This window comes from Streptomyces sp. NPDC028419, assembly GCF_055565515.1.
Genome location: NZ_JBVHUE010000015.1, coordinates 21,078 through 36,742, shown reverse-complemented (window position 1 = coordinate 36,742; position 15,665 = coordinate 21,078). Strand labels below are relative to the sequence as shown.

The following is a 15,665-nucleotide window of genomic DNA, read 5'->3' as shown; positions in this document are numbered from 1 at the left end:
GGGGTCCGGTGCGGGCTCAGCCCGTGGCGATCGCGCGCAGGGCGTCCAGGTGGCGGGCGTAGACCGTGCGGCCCTCGGCGGTCAGGGAGAGCCAGGTGCGCGGGCGGCGGGCCACGCGGCCCTTCACGACCGCGACCCAGCCCGCCGTCTCCAGCGCGGCGACCTGCTTCGACAGGACCGAGTCGCTGACCTCGACCAGGTCCCGGACGAAGGCGAACTCCGCCCGGTCCACCGGTGCCAGCGCGGCCACCACCGACAGCCGGACGGGGGCGTTGAGCAGCGGCGCCAGTGCGTGCCGCGGATGGGTGGCGCTCACACCGGCCGCCGCGGTTCGAGCAGCGCGCCGACCGCCAGGGGCAGCGCGCAGGCCACCGCGGCCGCCGCCGCGAAGCCGGGGGAGGCGCCGAAGGCGGCCACGCCCAGGGACACCGTCAGGGTGAAGACCACCGCCCAGGTCCCGATGATCACCCCGTGCCGCAGTCCGAACCCGCGCCGCACCACGCGCTGGTGGGCGGCGTACACGCTCAGCCCGGTCACCAGCAGCGCGTTGGCGAGCCCGAAGACCACGGCCGAGGCGACGCCCCGCCACAGCACGGTCATCGGTACGAGCACCAGCTGCCCGGCGGCGAAGGCCCACAGGTAGCGGGCGTACCAGCCGCTGCCCCCGCGGGCCGCCGCCTCGATCTCGACGGCGCGCCCCAACGTGCTTCCGGCGTCCGCGGATTCGCGCATGGTCCCCCCTGGTGACGGCTGCCGGACCGCTCGGAGTCGTCCGGACGCTTGCCACAATGGCGTCAACTTTCCACTCTGGCAAGTAAATCCGGCGAGGTTGGCTCGGAAGGGCCGGTCGGGGGCCTTCCGCCGCGCCGGAAAGGGGATTTCGAGGAATTTTGTCCGATTAGCGCGTATCTTCGGGCCATGCCCACGCCCTACGGACCCCGCGGCGGCATGGCGTTCAGTGCTGCCGAACTGCACGTGCTCCGGCGCTCGCTCGCCCACGCCCTCCGATCCCCCACGGCCCCGCTGTCGGCCACCGAGGTTCAGGACTGCCTGCGTCTGGCGCAGTCCGTGGACGAGGCGGTCGCGGAAGCGGGGAGACTCAGAGACTTCCTCGTCGCGGACCTGTCCCGGTACCGCCAGGCCCTGCCCGGCTCGCTCCCCGGCTACCTGGAGCTGCTCCGGGACGCCCTGGCCGCCGGCTACGAGCCCGTCCCCGACGACCTGGCCGCCCTGCGCGCCCTGCGCGGCAACCCCGCCGCCGCCGCGCTGCTGGACCGGGCCCGCGCGGTCGCCGAGGGGTCCGTGCGCCGCCGCCTGGCCGCCCCCCGGACCCGGCTGCGCGCCCTGGCCGGCGGCAAGGAGGACGAGCCCCCGCGCCGCCCCGCGCCCCCGGCCCGCCCCGGGGAGCACGACGGGCCCGGCGAGGCGGAGCGCCCCGTACCCAAGCCCAGCGAGGTCTTCCCGCCCCGCCGCGCCCCCGGCCCGCCCCCGACGTCCCGGCGCGCGGTGGGCTAGCTAGGCTGGGCGCATGGACTACGTTTCCGCGCTCGTGCCCCCCTTCGTCATGGCCGTGCTGTTCGTCCTGCTCGTCCGGACGATCGTCAAGAGCCAGGGCGGCGCCAACAAGGCCAAGGAGGACGCCGCGGTCGACGCGGTGCTCGCCCGGGCCGAAGGCGCACGCCAGCAGAACTGACACCACAGGGCCGGCCGGAGCCTCCTTCGGCCGGGCCCCGGGCGTACGGCGCGAAGCCGTACGCCCGATTTTGTTGCGCGCCCCGGCCGGATCACCAGGCAATTGCGGACATCCCGCACTATCGTGCTGATGTGCCTCGCCCCTTGGGAGATCTCGAAGACGCCGTCATGACACGGGTGTGGCAGTGGAACCGCCCGGTCACTGTCCGGGAAGTGCTGGAGGACCTCCAGCAGGAACGGTCCATCGCGTACACGACGGTCATGACCGTTATGGACAATCTCCATCAGAAGGGCTGGGTCCGGCGGGAAGCCGAAGGCCGCGCCTATCGATATACGGCGGTCTCCACCCGCGCCGCCTACTCGGCCGCACTGATGAACGAAGCCTGGTCCACCAGTGACAACCCCGCCGCGGCCCTGGTCGCCTTCTTCGGGATGATGTCGCCGGAACAGCGCGAGGCCCTGCGGGCCGCCGTACAGCTCGTCCAGGGCGACGCCCCGCCGCCCGCGCCGCCCCCGGCCGCCGAAAGCCGCGGCGCCGAAAGCCGCGCCGCCGATACCGATGAGCGCCCCGCCGACCCGGGGCGATAGCGTCCGGGCATGGAAGGCATGGAAGACGATTCGCGTCGGGACCCGGTCCAGGACGCTGCAAATGCAAAAGCAGTGACGATCCGCCGTGCCCGCACCGGTGACGTTCCCGCACTGCGCCGCCTGCTGGACCAGTACGTACAGCAGCGGATCCTGCTCGACAAAGCCCCCGTCACCCTTTACGAGGACATCCAGGAGTTCTGGGTCGCGGAACGCGAAGCCGACGGGCGCGTGGTGGGCTGTGGCGCCCTTCACGTCATGTGGGAAGACCTGGCGGAAGTCCGCACTCTCGCCGTCGACCGTGATCTCAAGGGCGGCGGCGTCGGCCATCGGGTGCTCGACCAGTTGTTGCGCACGGCCCGCGCGCTAGGGGTCCACCGGGTTTTCTGCCTGACCTTCGAAGTGGACTTCTTCGCCAAGCACGGCTTCGTCGAGATCGGCGAGACGCCGGTGGAGACGGATGTCTACACCGAGCTGCTGCGTTCCTATGACGAGGGCGTCGCCGAGTTCCTGGGTCTCGAACGAGTGAAGCCGAACACCTTGGGCAACAGTCGGATGCTTCTGCACCTCTGATCGGATCCGATGCACGAACCGATCCGAACCGATCGATCACAGCGGCTTTTGAGGTCCTCCGCCCGCCTGTGGCCTATGTCCGAATCGCGCACGTTTCCCGTCATGTTGTGTCCCTGAACCTTGACCCGGGGGTTTGTGTTTTTCCGGGAAAAGCGGTTTCCTTTCCGCGTACTGCATTTTCGATGAAAGGAAATCCCGGTGGCACAGAAGGTTCAGGTCCTTCTTGTCGACGACCTCGACGGCGGCGAGGCGGACGAGACCGTGACGTTCGCGCTGGACGGCAAGACCTTTGAGATCGACCTCACCACCGCCAACGCTGAAAAGCTCCGCGGTCTGCTGGAGCCGTACCTCAAGGGCGGACGCCGCACCGGTGGCCGCGCCGCCGCGGCGGGTCGTACCAAGGGCCGCGCGGCCGCAACCGCCGGTCACCCCGACACCGCGGAGATCCGCGCCTGGGCGAAGGCCAAGGGCCTCAGCGTGAACGACCGCGGTCGCGTCCCGTCCGAGATCCGCGAGGCCTACGAGAACGCCAAGGGCTGATTCGGCGCGCCTCGCAGGGGCACGCCGGAGCCGTAAGGCCGCCTGATGCGGGCACGGTGGCATTCCGTCGCCGCCGCGCCGACCAGGCGGACGAGATCGGGCCCCGCGCCCTGCCCCGGACCGGGCAGGGCCGGCAGCAGTACGTCACACCCCTGCTCGGGGGGCCGCAGCCACACGGCGGCCCCCCGAGGACTTTCCCCGGCGCTGCCGGGGGGAGCAGGCGCAGTCATCCGGCCACCCGCACCCAGGGCGGTCAGATCCAGGGCGACCCCGCCCCACTCCAGCCAGTCGAGCAGCCCCTCCAGCTCGTCCGCGCTGCCCGCGGCCACCAGGAACCGCATCCTGCGCCCCATGAGGGCCACCGGGCCCGTGGCCAGGGGCCTGCGCAGCAGCTCCGCCCCGGCGTCGGCGGGCATCTCCAGCACGTCGAAACGCGTGCCGGTGACCAGCTGTGCGGGCGACCCGCCCGCGACCGTCCAGCCGAGCACCCGCTCGTACCAGAGGGCGTGCGCCCCGTCGGGCGCGACGCGGGGCAACGGGACGGTGAGGGTCATGCCCGGAGCAACTCCCGAAACGCCGAGGAGTTACGGCCGGAGTCACGCAGTGCACCCGGATCAATGCGGAACGTAAACATCCGTCAGCTCGACATCCCAAATTCGTGACGTAAGTCTGTTCGCCCTTAGCGGAGGAGTCGGGTGGCCCCGGCATGGAGTGTCCGTCGCAACGGGTAAGACATCCCTAGTGGAACGGGGCGAGATCGGGGTGACACCCCGATTGGACCGGTCTCCGTTCGCCATCGGCGTACACGTGTGACGGGTATCTGCCTGGCCTGCGGGAACATCGTCTCGCACCATCGGGTTGGAGCAGTTGTCGGCTGTGTATGGCGGAGATTCCCCACCGAGTGGGGTGAGCCGCGGACGGATGTCGGCAGTTGGAATGAGCTGTCCCGCCCCGCGGGACTAGCATGCGGAAGGACAGGGCGGGGACCGACCCCGAACTGCCCGACCGCTCTGAGGAGCGATAAACGATGTTCGAGAGGTTCACCGACCGCGCGCGGCGGGTTGTCGTCCTGGCTCAGGAAGAAGCCCGGATGCTCAACCACAACTACATCGGCACTGAGCACATCCTCCTGGGCTTGATCCACGAGGGTGAGGGTGTCGCCGCTAAGGCCCTGGAGAGCCTCGGGATTTCGCTCGAGGCTGTTCGTCAGCAGGTCGAGGAGATCATCGGGCAGGGCCAGCAGGCCCCGTCCGGGCACATCCCCTTCACCCCGCGGGCGAAGAAGGTCCTGGAGCTTTCGCTCCGCGAGGCCCTCCAGCTCGGCCACAACTACATCGGCACCGAGCACATCCTGCTCGGCCTGATCCGCGAGGGCGAGGGCGTCGCCGCCCAGGTCCTGGTGAAGCTGGGCGCCGATCTGAACAGGGTCCGGCAGCAGGTCATCCAGCTGCTCTCCGGTTACTCCGGGGGCGGCAAGGAAGCGGCCACGGCCGGCGGCCCGGCCGAGGGCAGCCCCTCGACCTCGCTGGTCCTCGACCAGTTCGGCCGCAACCTCACCCAGGCGGCCCGCGAATCCAAGCTCGACCCGGTCATCGGGCGCGAGAAGGAGATCGAGCGGGTCATGCAGGTGCTGTCCCGCCGGACCAAGAACAACCCGGTCCTCATCGGCGAGCCCGGCGTCGGCAAGACCGCCGTCGTCGAGGGCCTGGCCCAGGCGATCGTCAAGGGCGAGGTGCCCGAGACCCTCAAGGACAAGCACCTCTACACCCTGGACCTCGGCGCGCTCGTCGCCGGTTCCCGCTACCGCGGTGACTTCGAGGAGCGCCTGAAGAAGGTCCTCAAGGAGATCCGCACCCGCGGCGACATCATCCTGTTCATCGACGAGCTGCACACGCTCGTCGGTGCGGGTGCCGCCGAGGGCGCCATCGACGCGGCTTCGATCCTGAAGCCCATGCTGGCCCGTGGTGAGCTGCAGACCATCGGTGCCACCACGCTGGACGAGTACCGCAAGCACCTTGAGAAGGACGCGGCGCTGGAGCGCCGTTTCCAGCCGATCCAGGTGGCGGAGCCTTCCCTCCCCCACACGATCGAGATCCTCAAGGGCCTGCGCGACCGCTACGAGGCCCACCACCGCGTCTCCATCACGGACGAGGCCCTCGTGCAGGCGGCCACCCTGGCCGACCGGTACATCTCGGACCGCTTCCTCCCGGACAAGGCGATCGACCTGATCGACGAGGCCGGCTCCCGGATGCGCATCCGCCGGATGACCGCGCCGCCGGACCTCCGCGAATTCGACGAGAAGATCGCGAACGTCCGTCGCGACAAGGAGTCGGCCATCGACTCCCAGGACTTCGAGAAGGCGGCTTCCCTCCGTGATTCGGAGAAGCAGCTGCTGGCGGCGAAGGCCAAGCGCGAGAAGGAGTGGAAGGCCGGCGACATGGACGTCGTGGCCGAGGTCGACGGCGAGCTCATCGCCGAAGTCCTCGCGACCGCGACCGGCATTCCGGTGTTCAAGCTGACCGAGGAGGAGTCCTCGCGACTCCTGCGCATGGAGGACGAACTCCACCGTCGCGTCATCGGTCAGAAGGACGCCATCAAGGCCCTTTCGCAGGCGATCCGACGGACCCGTGCGGGTCTGAAGGACCCGAAGCGTCCCGGTGGCTCGTTCATCTTCGCCGGTCCGTCCGGTGTCGGTAAGACCGAGCTGTCCAAGACGCTCGCCGAATTCCTCTTCGGCGACGAGGACGCGCTGATCTCCCTCGACATGTCGGAGTTCAGCGAGAAGCACACGGTTTCCCGCCTCTTCGGTTCGCCCCCCGGCTACGTGGGCTACGAAGAGGGCGGCCAGCTGACCGAGAAGGTCCGCCGGAAGCCGTTCTCCGTCGTCCTCTTCGACGAGGTCGAGAAGGCGCACCCGGATATCTTCAATTCCCTTCTCCAGATCCTGGAGGACGGTCGCCTGACCGACTCCCAGGGCCGGGTCGTGGACTTCAAGAACACGGTCATCATCATGACGACCAACCTGGGTACGCGGGACATCTCCAAGGGCTTCAACCTGGGCTTCGCGGCCCAGGGCGACACCAAGACCGGTTACGAGCGGATGAAGGCGAAGGTCAACGAAGAGCTCAAGCAGCACTTCCGGCCCGAGTTCCTCAACCGTGTCGACGACACGGTGGTCTTCCACCAGCTCACGCAGGAAGACATCATCCAGATCGTCGACCTGATGATCGCCAAGGTGGACGAGCGGCTCAAGGACCGCGACATGGGCATCGAGCTCAGCGGTGACGCGAAGCAGCTCCTGGCCAAGCGCGGCTACGACCCGATCATGGGTGCGCGTCCGCTGCGCCGCACGATCCAGCGCGAGATCGAGGACATCCTCTCCGAGAAGATCCTCTTCGGTGAGCTGCGCCCCGGTCACATCGTGGTCGTCGGCGTGGAGGGCGAGGGCGAGAACGCCAAGTTCACCTTCCGCGGCGAGGAGAAGTCCCCGCTGCCGGACGTCCCCCCGATCGAGGCCACGGGCTCCGGCCCGGACCTGAGCAAGGGCGCGTGAACGCTCTCGCTTGAGTGAGCGCTGAAGGGGCGGGCCCGGAACCTACAGGTTCCGGGCCCGCCCCTTCGTCGTGGGGCCGCCGGATCAGGTCGAGGCCCAGAGGTCCGGCGGGACGTCCCGTAGCCCCGGGAAGAGGCGGGCGACCAACGCCTCCGCCTCGGCGGTGCGGCGCAGGCCGAGCCCGGACTGCATCCACAGCGTGTGGACGGAGGGCAGCGACAGGCCCGCGGGGGCCAGCGACAGCGAGGGCGCCGGGACGACCAGCTCGTTGAGGTTGGCCAGGGCGGCGATCTCCTCCCAGGCCGCGGGCCCGCCGATCCAGCGGGGCCCCAGGCTGAGCTTGCGCAGCTCCTGGTGCCGGCGCAGGCCGCTGAGCCGCGAGTTCGTGCCCGACTCCAGGGACCGCATCTGGCGCAGTTCGAGCGAGAGCAGCTCCGCCTGGGGCGCGATCCGGTCGAGCGACCAGTCGCCCTGGACCCCGCGCAGTTCGAGCGAGGTCAGCTCCGTCCAGCTCTCGGTCACCTCTCCCACGGGCAGGTCCGTGTCGAGGTCCAGGGTGACGCTCTGGAGCGGGAGGCCGGTCAGCGCGCTCAGGTCGGCCAGGTTGACGCAGTTGGCGAGGTAGAGCGAGCGCAGCGAGCGGTACCGCAGGAACTCCAGGTTGGCCACCAGGCTGTCGTGGATGATCAGGCTGTCCACCGGGTGACGGCGCAGGTACGAGCCGATGGCCCGGCCGGAGAGGTCGCCGGCCACGTGCAGGGTCGGGCCCGGCTCGATCGAGCTGAGGGCCTCCAGCTCCCGCTCGTTGCGCACCGTGATGTGCACGGTGTCCGGATCGATCCGGGCCAGGACCTCCCGCGCGTAGGCCGCGGGATCGAAGCCGTGCCACAGCACGGTCAGCTCGCGGCGGACGTCCCTGGAGGGCCGCGCGGCGTACCGGGCCAGGAAGGGGATCGCGAGGTCCGAGCCGGTGGCGCCGGCCGCGACGACCGTGAACAGGGCGGTGTCCTCGGAGTCCACCGCCTCCGGGCCCGGCAGCAGGTCGAGCACGAGCGGGCCGATCCGGCCCAGGGCCCTGGCGGCCGCGGTGTCGCGCGGGGGCACCAGCTCCGCCGCCGCCGCGATCACGCGGCCGCGCAGCTGCGGGTCCAGCTCCGCCGCGTGCTCCAGGGCGGCGAAGGCGAGCAGCACCGCGCGCTGCGAGCGGGTCCGGTCCAGCAGGGCCCGGATGATCTCGGCGCGCTCCCGGGGCCGGGCCTGGGCCACGGCCATCCGGATGACGTCCTCCCACTGGTCGTCGTGCGCGTGCCCGGCGAGCTCCCCGAGGCCGCCCTCGTCCAGGGCCGCCCGCGCGCCCAGGAAGTCCTGGAAGGTGCGGTGCACGAACTCCACGGTGGTCGCCGAGGGCGCCCGCAGCAGGCCCGTGCGGTCCAGGAAGTGCTGGAGCACCGCCCCGGCGTTCCCCAGGACCCGGGCCACCTCCGGTACGGCCGGCAGCGCGTCCGCGAGCAGGGCCTCGGCACGTTCCCGGTCCAGTTCGGTGCGGCCGTTGCGGATCAGCCAGTGCGCGAGCCGCTGGAGCAGCTGGAGCTGCGGTTCCTCGCCCAGCTCCGGCACGCGCAGCTGGCGCTCCCGGTCGCGCCGGTGCAGCAGCATCGAGAGCGCCGCCGCGTACAGCTCCTTGCGGCCGGAGGGCAGGAATCCGCGCCGCTCCCGGTGCAGGGCGCAGATCAGCCCGCACAGCAGCGGGTTGGTCGCGAGCCGGGCCAGGTCGCGCGTGGTGCGCAGGGACTCCAGGAGCTGGTCCCGGTAGCCCTCCAGGGCGGCGTCGGCCTCCGCGTGCTCCGGGTCCCCGGAGGCGGCGGCGGTGTGCCAGCGCCGGACGAACTCGGCGACGCTGTGCGGGGACATGGGTGCGAGGGACAGCTCGCTGAACTCCGCCTCGGCGAGCCAGTCCTCCTGGACGGCGGAGGGCCGTGAGGTGACCAGCCAGCGGTTGCCCGGGTAGGCGTCTATCAGGTCGGTGAGCCAGGCGCGGGCCCCGGCCCGCTCGGCCTCGGGGATCTCGTCGATCCCGTCGACCAGCACCAGGGCCCGCCCGGCGTCCAGCACCCGCCCCTCCCAGCCGTCCGGCTGGTCGCCGGCGAGCGGGGAGCCGACGGCGGCCAGGAAGTCCCGGGGCGAGGGCAGCGCCCTGCCGTGCCGGGTCAGGGTGCGCAGGGGCAGGACGTAGGGGACCAGGCCGTGCAGGGGGCTGTCGGCGGGGCCCGTGGCGGCGGTGACGGTCAGCCACTGGATCAGGGTGGTCTTGCCCGAGCCCGCCTCGCCGCGCAGCAGGATCCGTTGTTGGGGCTTCGATTCCCAGCGGGGGAGGACGCGCAGGTGTGTCCTCGCGTCGTTCCAGAAGGGCTTCGGCCCGTCGAGCGGGTCGGCCGACCAGCGCCCGTCCGTCTCCAGGCGCAGGTACGCCGTGCTCAGCGGCCATTTCGCGGTGCCGGGCGCGAGGTCGATCCCGTAGATGGTCAGGGTCCCGTGCTTGCGGGCGACCTGGGCGAGGTAGCGGGTCTCGAAGGCGGTGTCGCGGGCGAGCTGGTGGGGGACCAGGGCGAGTAACCGGTCCATCTTCTCGATCAGATCGCCGAGCGTGCGCGACTGGTCGACCAGGGTGGCGGCGACGAAGCTGGAGCGCCGGGTGAAGAAGTCCAGGACGTGCACGCAGAGGAGCACGAGCAGGCGCTCGTAGAAGAGCGCGGCGTCGGCGCCGAGCCCGAGGTAGGGGGCTCGGGCGCGCAGCGTGGCGGCGAAGGCCTCCGGGCCGAGCCGGACCGCCTCCAGGTCCGTCAGGGTCACTTCGCCGAGCGTGTCCAGCGTCGCCACCAGGGCGGCGGCCACGCCGGCCTCCTCGCCGGGCGGCAGCGGCCGCTCGCCGGGGGAGCGCAGGGCCTCCGCGACGATCCGTTCGGCGATCTTCAGCAGGTCCGCCGGGACGAGCGTGCGTTTCTCCCTTAGGGCGACGTAGGAGGAGACGTGCACGGGCCGGTCCACCAGGCCGGCGCCCGCCCCCTCCGCACGGAAGAACTTCTTCAGCAGCGGCGCCACCACGCTCGACGCCAGCCGCATCCCCACCACCGATGCGTCCACGAGGCGAGAGCGTAGTGCGGGTCGGCGGTCCTTGGTCCCGGAACGGCCGGGACGGAGGTCCTGAACCGGTGACAAGCGGCACAGGGCAAATCGGACGTACTACGCGGATTCGTAGACCGCGGGGGTCCTCCAGGGGGTCCCCCGGCCCAGTAAGGACCCGGTCAACAGGCCCGAGAGCCCCCTCGGTCACTACGAGGCGCGGTAGTAATCGGGTGGTTTGGGATGTCCGCGGGGTGCGGGTTACCAAGGATGCGCACCCGGCACCCCGCTCAACGTGCCGGGTCGTCCCATGCCCCGCCAGCCCGTGCTCCACCCGCCCCCGGAGGTCCCGTCTCATGTCGAAGAGCGCCAGTACCCACCGCATCCGCACCGCCGTCCTCGCGACCGGGCTGGGGGCTGCCATGGTGTTCGGGGCGGGTACCGCGTTCGCCGACGAGACGCCGACCGCGCTGAGCGGCACCGCGGCCCTGATCGAGGCCCAGGCCGACGCGCAGGCCGCCGCCGTCGCCGGCAAGGCGACCGCGTGGGAGGCGCCCGTGGCCTCGTACACGCTGTCCGCGACCTTCGGCAAGGGCGGCAGCCTGTGGTCGCACAAGCACTCCGGCCAGGACTTCGCGGTGCCGATCGGCACCAAGGTGCACGCCGTGCACTCCGGCGTCGTCGTCAAGGCGGGCCCGAACGGCGCCGGTGACGGCCCCGCCTACGGCAACGCCATCGTGATCAAGCACGCCGACAAGACCTACTCGCAGTACGCCCACCTGTCGAAGGTCCAGGTGAAGGTCGGCCAGCAGGTCGCCGCCGACCAGCTGATCGCCCTGTCCGGCAACACCGGCAACTCCACGGGCCCGCACCTGCACTTCGAGATCCGCACCACGCCGAACTACGGCTCCGCGGTGAACCCGGTGACCTTCCTGCGCCAGGCCGGCGTCACCCTCTAGCGGGACCTGCGGACCTGCGGGTCCCCGTCAGCTGATCAGCCACGAGTGGGTCGGCTTGACCTCGCTCTTGCCGCCCTTGACGCTCGCCACCTGCGCGGGCGTCAAGGCGCTGTCCCAGACCCGTACGTTGTCCATGGCCCCGGCCCACTGGCCGGCCCAGATGTCGTGGTGGCGGGCCCGGCCCAGCTGGATCGGGCCGGGGGCCGCCCAGATCCCGGCCGCCACCGGCACCTCGCCCGCCTGCTTGCCGTCGACGTACAGCTTGATCGTCTTGGTGGTGGCGTCGTAGGTGCCGGTCAGCATCGCCCAGGCGCTCGCGGTCTTCAGCCCGTCGGAGGCGACCTGCGAGGTGGTGGCCTCGGCCCCGTCGTTGCCGCTCTGGACGCGGAAGATCCACGAGTTCTTGCCGTTCACGGCCTCGTGGCCCAGCTCGAACGCGTACGAGACCCCGTCGCCCTGGCTCATCGCGATCCGGGTGCCGCTCTTGGCCGAGCTGTACACGCGCGCCGAGACGGTGAAGCTCTTGGTGGTGTCCACGGCCTGCCCGGCGCCCTGGGCGTAGGAGTTCGGGTTGTCCTTGAAGCGGATCTCCCCGCGCTTGGTGCCCGGGCCCTGTTCGGCCTGCGGGCCGAGCGCGATGTTCGTGGAGCCGGTGCGGTCGCGCAGCAGGTTGGCCTGGCCCGGCACCGTGTGCGGGTCGTCCCAGGCGGGCTCGCTGGGGGAGGCCGAGGGGCTCTGCGAGCCCTCGGCCACCGGCCCGGGCTTCGGGTCGGCGCCGCCGGAGTCGTCGTTCATGAACCAGAGGGTGGCCGCGGCGGCCACGGCGCAGGCGGCGACCGCCGCGCCTATGACGATCAGGCGGCGCTTGGTGCGCCGGCCGGCGTCGGACCGGTCCGCCATCGCCTGCCAGTCGGGCTGGGGCGCGGGGGTGAAGGCCGGGCCGGGCAGGGGGTCCCGCGCCGGCTCCTGCTGGTAGGCGTCCTGCGGGTCCTGCTGGTACGGGTTCGGCTGTCCGGGCTGCGGGAAGCCGTAGCCCCCCGCCGCGGGTGCCTGGGGGTAGCCGTAGCCGCCCGCGGCGCCCGGGCCGCCCGCCCCGGGTGCCTGCGGATAGCCGTAGCCGCCGCTCCCGCCGCCGTTTTCCCGCGCGGGACCGGGCTGGGGGCTGTTCGGGCGATCCGTACCGTCAGTCATGGCACGGATGTTAAAACATCGCCCCCGCCACCAGACAGGCCGGAGGCGTCAGCCGGGCAGCTGGACGATCGGGAAGCTGCCCGTCGCCGTCGGCGCGTGTTCGGGCAGCCACAGCACCGCCACCGCCCCGGCCGCCTCGCCCTCGCGGTCAACTCCGCCCGGCGCCGCGACGTTTCGGAAGGTGAGCCGGGCGCCCAGCACCCGCGCCTGACCCGCCGCGATGGTCAGGCCCAGCCCGTGGCCCACGCCCGCGCGGTCCGTGGAGCCGGTCCGAAAGCGGCTCGGCCCCTCGCGCAGCAGCGCCTCGGGAAAGCCGGGCCCGTGGTCCCGGACGCGCACGACCCGACCCTCGACGTCCACCTGGATCGGGGCCCGCCCGTAGCGCGCCGCGTTGGCGAGCAGGTTGCCCAGGATCCGCTCCAGGCGCCGCGGGTCGGTGTTCACGATCTCGTCCGCCACGATCCGTACGGTCGCCTCCGGCATCAGCGAGGCCACCCGGCGCCCCACGAACTCGCCCAGGGCCACGTCCTGGAGCTCCGCCCGCTCGGACGCGCTGTCCAGCCGGGCCACCTCCAACACGTCCTCGACCAGCACCCGCATCGCCTGCGCCCGGTCCCGCACCAGCTCGGTCGGCCGCCCCGGGGGCAGTAGTTCCGCCGCGGTGAGCAGGCCCGTGACCGGGGTGCGCAGCTCGTGCGCGATGTCGGCGGTGACCCGGCGCTCGGCCTCCAACCGCTGCTGGAGCGTGTCCGCCATGGCGTCGACGGCCCGTGCGAGGTCGTCGGTCTCGTCCCGGACCACCCCGCCGACCGCGTCGCGCACCCGCACCTGGGGGTCGCCGAGCGCGACCCGTCCGGCGGCCGCGGCCGCCTTGCGCAGCCGCCGCGAGATCTGGCCGCCGATCAGGACGCCGAGGGCCGAGCTGCCGATGACGACGGCGAGCGACCCGACGACCAGGGCCCGGTCCAGGTCGCGGACCATGTTGGCGCTCTGCTGGAAGCCGGAGTGCATCGAGAGCACCTGCCCGTTGCCGAGCGGCACGGCGGCCCACACCTCGGGGTTGGCCTTCGGCCGCTCCTGGACGTAGGTGCCGCGCCGCCCCGAGCGGGCCTTCTCGCGCAGCTCGGCGGGCAGGTCCGGGTCGTTGAGCTTGGCGCCCATGAAGGGCTTGCGCCCCGATTCGGCGTTGCGCGAGATGAACTGCACGCGCTCCAGCTGCGCCTCGCGCGCGCTCTCCAGCATCGACACCCGGGCAGCGCTGTGCACCACCAGGCTCAGCGCGAGCGCGGTGAGCGCCCCCACGGCCGTGATGGCGAGGGTGATCTTCCAGCGGATGCCGGTGCGGAAGGTGAAGCTCCTCATGCCTTCAGCTTGTATCCGAAGCCCCGGACCGTCTCGATCCGGTCCTGTCCGATCTTGGTCCGCAGCCGCTGGACGTGCACGTCGACGACCCGGGTGTCGCCGCCCCAGTCGTAGTCCCACACCCGCTCCAGCAGCCGGTCGCGGGAGAGGACGGTGCCGGGCGCGGAGGAGAACTCCAGCAGCAGCCGCATCTCGGTCGGGGTCAGCGCCACCGCGACCCCGGCCCGGCGGACGTCCATGCCCTCGGTGTCGACCTCGAGGTCGCCGAAGGACAGCACGCCGCGCTCCCCGGCCGGGTCGCCGTCGGAGCCGGCGCCGCCGCCCGGGCCCCCGGCGTGACCGAAGCGGCGCAGGACGGCGCGGATCCGGGCGACCAGGACCGAGCCGTCGAAGGGCTTGGTGACGTAGTCGTCGGCACCCGCCTCCAGGCCGAGCACCACGTCGATCGAGTCGGCGCGCGCCGACAGCATGATCACGGGCACGGTGGACTCGTCGCGGATCCGGCGGCACAGGCTGACGCCGTCCATGCCGGGCACCATCACGTCGAGCAGGGCGATGTCGGGCCGGTTCGCCCGGAAGGACTCCAGGCCGGACAGGCCGTCGGGCATGGCGGTGACCACGAACCCGTCGCGCTCCAGCGCCAGGGTCGTGGCCTCACGGATGACGTCGTCGTCCTCCACGAACAGCACGTGGGTCTCGGCCATGACCGGTCGCCTCAGTTCTTCTGTGGTGTCACGGCGGGGGCGGGCTGGGTCCCACCACCGCCTACGTTGCTGTACTCCGAGTGCACGCGGTCGTGCTCGGCGAACTTCTCGCCGTTCCAGCGGTAGGTGATCACGTCCTCGCCGGAGGCGTAGGCCTCCGTCTTGACGTAGATCGGCTTGCTCACCACCAGGTCGCCCCGGTCGATCTCCGCGTAGACGGGCGGCGCCTCGTCCGAGAACACATTCTCGTACTTCGCGCCGTCCCGCTTGTACACGTAGGTGCCCACGCCGATCGCGTCCGAGCAGGACAGGATGTTGACGACCAGGTCCGGCTCGGCGCTCCCGGTGACCTTCCCGTAGCTGACGTCGACCGGGTACTCCTTGCCGGAGCACGGCCGCAGGTCCTTCTTGACCGCGTCGCTGACCTTCGGGTCTGCCTTCACCAGGGCGACCACGTCCTGGACCTTCTTGAAGGGCGAGGCGGACGGCAGCCCCGCCGCGGAGGGCGGGGCCGTCTTCGACACGGACTCGGTGCGCGCCGGCCCGCCGTCCCGCAGCCCGGTACCGCCGGTGGAGCAGCCGACCGCGAACAGCACAGTGCCGACGAGGATGACCATCCCCGCCGACATCAGTACCAGGGGGCTCCTGCCCCGGAGGCCTGTTAGGCCGCGCACCGCTCCCGCCCCTCGTACTGCGTGGTGTGGTCACCGCGCTCCAGCGCGCGCATGTCCAGGTCGCGGCTCTCCAGCTCCTGGCGCAGGCGCGCCAGGGCACGGTGCAGCGTGCTCTTCACGGTACCGGCCGACATGCCGAGCGCCGCGGCCGTCTCCTCGGTGCTCATCTGCTCCCAGTGTCGCAGCACGACCACGCTGCGCTGCTTGGGCGCGAGCACCTTGAGGATGTCCATCAAGAGCGCGCGGTCGGCGCGCTGTTCGGCGCCGTCCTCGACGCGGGCGTCCGGCAGCTGCTCGGTGGGGACCTCTTCGAGCTTGCGGGCGCGCCACCACTCGGTCCGCGTGTTGATCATGACACGGCGCAGGTAGGCATCGGCGAGGGACTTGTCGGCGATGCCGTCCCACCGACCGTAGGTGCGCACGAGGGCGGTCTGCAGGAGGTCCTGCGCGTCGGTGGGGTCCGGGACCAGGCGACGGGCACTGCGCAGCAGCGCGTCCTGCCGAGTGCGTACGTACTCTTCGAACTCGAGTACCTCGCCGCCGTGCGCCATCTCAGACCGCCTCCGCCCGTTTACCGCTCTTCGTCCTGTGCTTCTGGACCCGAAGGTACGGAGCGGTTGTCACGGCACTGTGCGGGTGAGCCTTCGGTGGGAACACGGCTGTCCATAGGTTGTGTAACAGCGCCCGTGAGCTGCGGTTTCGGTCGCTCAAG

16 protein-coding genes are annotated in these 15,665 nt (G+C 71.5%); 7 read left to right on the top strand and 9 right to left on the bottom strand.

All coding sequences use genetic code 11. The features are described 5' to 3' along the window. Positions 1-16: 16 nt before the first annotated feature. Both ACZ4UB_RS18855 and ACZ4UB_RS18850 read right to left on the bottom strand, forming a co-directional pair. Positions 17-316: a winged helix-turn-helix domain-containing protein gene (locus ACZ4UB_RS18855; RefSeq protein ID WP_468071461.1), complete on the bottom strand. Its 300-nt coding sequence runs from the start codon at positions 314-316 to the stop codon at positions 17-19. Then, on the bottom strand, positions 313-732 hold the full coding sequence (locus ACZ4UB_RS18850; protein WP_468071459.1) for a hypothetical protein: 420 nt from the start codon (positions 730-732) through the stop codon (positions 313-315). The genes ACZ4UB_RS18855 and ACZ4UB_RS18850 overlap by 4 nt, the downstream gene beginning before the upstream one ends. 216 nt (positions 733-948) lie before the next feature. Between ACZ4UB_RS18850 and ACZ4UB_RS18845 the strand changes: the two genes are divergently transcribed. The 5 genes from ACZ4UB_RS18845 to ACZ4UB_RS18825 all read left to right on the top strand — a co-directional run bounded on the left by ACZ4UB_RS18845 (position 949) and on the right by ACZ4UB_RS18825 (position 3,390). Then, positions 949-1,515, top strand: a complete 567-nt coding sequence (locus tag ACZ4UB_RS18845; RefSeq protein WP_468071651.1) for a hypothetical protein — start codon at positions 949-951, stop codon at positions 1,513-1,515. Positions 1,516-1,528: 13 nt separating this feature from the next. After that, entirely contained in the window at positions 1,529-1,693 is a 165-nt protein-coding gene (locus ACZ4UB_RS18840) for a hypothetical protein (RefSeq protein WP_354380578.1), read from the top strand. Positions 1,694-1,824: 131 nt separating this feature from the next. Then, positions 1,825-2,280, top strand: a complete 456-nt coding sequence (locus tag ACZ4UB_RS18835) for a BlaI/MecI/CopY family transcriptional regulator (RefSeq protein WP_468071457.1) — start codon at positions 1,825-1,827, stop codon at positions 2,278-2,280. A gap of 18 nt (positions 2,281-2,298) precedes the next feature. Continuing rightward, entirely contained in the window at positions 2,299-2,850 is a 552-nt protein-coding gene (locus tag ACZ4UB_RS18830; protein WP_468071649.1) for an amino-acid N-acetyltransferase, read from the top strand. Between the two features lie 198 nt (positions 2,851-3,048). Beyond that, positions 3,049-3,390 carry a histone-like nucleoid-structuring protein Lsr2 gene (locus ACZ4UB_RS18825; protein WP_354380576.1) on the top strand — a complete coding sequence of 114 codons (342 nt, stop codon included), beginning with the start codon at positions 3,049-3,051 and terminating at the stop codon, positions 3,388-3,390. Here the strand turns inward: ACZ4UB_RS18825 and ACZ4UB_RS18820 are convergent. Continuing rightward, positions 3,369-3,944, bottom strand: coding sequence for an SCO3374 family protein (locus ACZ4UB_RS18820; protein ID WP_467962293.1), 576 nt, complete (start codon positions 3,942-3,944; stop codon positions 3,369-3,371). The genes ACZ4UB_RS18825 and ACZ4UB_RS18820 overlap by 22 nt on opposite strands. Positions 3,945-4,417: 473 nt before the next feature. On the opposite strand from ACZ4UB_RS18820, the gene ACZ4UB_RS18815 reads away from it, so the two are divergent. Beyond that, positions 4,418-6,943: an ATP-dependent Clp protease ATP-binding subunit gene (locus ACZ4UB_RS18815; protein ID WP_354380574.1), complete on the top strand. Its 2,526-nt coding sequence runs from the start codon at positions 4,418-4,420 to the stop codon at positions 6,941-6,943. A gap of 84 nt (positions 6,944-7,027) precedes the next feature. Here ACZ4UB_RS18815 and ACZ4UB_RS18810 read toward each other — a convergent pair whose 3' ends face one another. Beyond that, complete coding sequence (locus tag ACZ4UB_RS18810) at positions 7,028-10,084, bottom strand: NACHT domain-containing protein (protein WP_468071454.1); 3,057 nt, start codon at positions 10,082-10,084, stop codon at positions 7,028-7,030. A 335-nt stretch (positions 10,085-10,419) separates the two neighbouring features. On the opposite strand from ACZ4UB_RS18810, the gene ACZ4UB_RS18805 reads away from it, so the two are divergent. Continuing rightward, on the top strand, positions 10,420-11,022 hold the full coding sequence (locus ACZ4UB_RS18805; RefSeq protein WP_468071452.1) for a M23 family metallopeptidase: 603 nt from the start codon (positions 10,420-10,422) through the stop codon (positions 11,020-11,022). Positions 11,023-11,049: 27 nt separating this feature from the next. Here ACZ4UB_RS18805 and ACZ4UB_RS18800 read toward each other — a convergent pair whose 3' ends face one another. The 5 genes from ACZ4UB_RS18800 to ACZ4UB_RS18780 are packed head-to-tail and all read right to left on the bottom strand — an operon-like array spanning position 11,050 to position 15,504. Continuing rightward, complete coding sequence (locus ACZ4UB_RS18800; protein ID WP_468071450.1) at positions 11,050-12,213, bottom strand: LamG domain-containing protein; 1,164 nt, start codon at positions 12,211-12,213, stop codon at positions 11,050-11,052. Positions 12,214-12,261: 48 nt separating this feature from the next. Next, the gene (cseC, locus tag ACZ4UB_RS18795; RefSeq protein WP_354380570.1) at positions 12,262-13,575 is read right to left on the bottom strand and encodes a two-component system sensor histidine kinase CseC; all 1,314 of its coding nucleotides are present in this window, start codon (positions 13,573-13,575) and stop codon (positions 12,262-12,264) included. Next, positions 13,572-14,279 carry a two-component system response regulator CseB gene (gene cseB, locus ACZ4UB_RS18790; RefSeq protein WP_354380569.1) on the bottom strand — a complete coding sequence of 236 codons (708 nt, stop codon included), beginning with the start codon at positions 14,277-14,279 and terminating at the stop codon, positions 13,572-13,574. The genes cseC and cseB overlap by 4 nt, the downstream gene beginning before the upstream one ends. 11 nt (positions 14,280-14,290) lie before the next feature. Next, positions 14,291-14,908, bottom strand: a complete 618-nt coding sequence (locus ACZ4UB_RS18785; RefSeq protein ID WP_468071448.1) for a hypothetical protein — start codon at positions 14,906-14,908, stop codon at positions 14,291-14,293. A 32-nt stretch (positions 14,909-14,940) separates the two neighbouring features. Then, complete coding sequence (locus tag ACZ4UB_RS18780) at positions 14,941-15,504, bottom strand: SigE family RNA polymerase sigma factor (RefSeq protein WP_354380567.1); 564 nt, start codon at positions 15,502-15,504, stop codon at positions 14,941-14,943. Positions 15,505-15,665: the final 161 nt, after the last annotated feature.

Coding starts and splice junctions, on each gene's coding strand:
- ACZ4UB_RS18850 (WP_468071459.1), bottom strand. CDS start 732: ATGCGCGAATCCGCGGACGCCGGAAGCACGTTGGGGCGCGCCGTCGAG.
- ACZ4UB_RS18845 (WP_468071651.1), top strand. CDS start 949: ATGGCGTTCAGTGCTGCCGAACTGCACGTGCTCCGGCGCTCGCTCGCC.
- ACZ4UB_RS18840 (WP_354380578.1), top strand. CDS start 1,529: ATGGACTACGTTTCCGCGCTCGTGCCCCCCTTCGTCATGGCCGTGCTG.
- ACZ4UB_RS18830 (WP_468071649.1), top strand. CDS start 2,299: ATGGAAGACGATTCGCGTCGGGACCCGGTCCAGGACGCTGCAAATGCA.
- ACZ4UB_RS18820 (WP_467962293.1), bottom strand. CDS start 3,944: ATGACCCTCACCGTCCCGTTGCCCCGCGTCGCGCCCGACGGGGCGCAC.
- ACZ4UB_RS18815 (WP_354380574.1), top strand. CDS start 4,418: ATGTTCGAGAGGTTCACCGACCGCGCGCGGCGGGTTGTCGTCCTGGCT.
- ACZ4UB_RS18805 (WP_468071452.1), top strand. CDS start 10,420: ATGTCGAAGAGCGCCAGTACCCACCGCATCCGCACCGCCGTCCTCGCG.
- ACZ4UB_RS18800 (WP_468071450.1), bottom strand. CDS start 12,213: ATGACTGACGGTACGGATCGCCCGAACAGCCCCCAGCCCGGTCCCGCG.
- cseC (WP_354380570.1), bottom strand. CDS start 13,575: ATGAGGAGCTTCACCTTCCGCACCGGCATCCGCTGGAAGATCACCCTC.
- cseB (WP_354380569.1), bottom strand. CDS start 14,279: ATGGCCGAGACCCACGTGCTGTTCGTGGAGGACGACGACGTCATCCGT.
- ACZ4UB_RS18785 (WP_468071448.1), bottom strand. CDS start 14,908: ATGTCGGCGGGGATGGTCATCCTCGTCGGCACTGTGCTGTTCGCGGTC.
- ACZ4UB_RS18780 (WP_354380567.1), bottom strand. CDS start 15,504: ATGGCGCACGGCGGCGAGGTACTCGAGTTCGAAGAGTACGTACGCACT.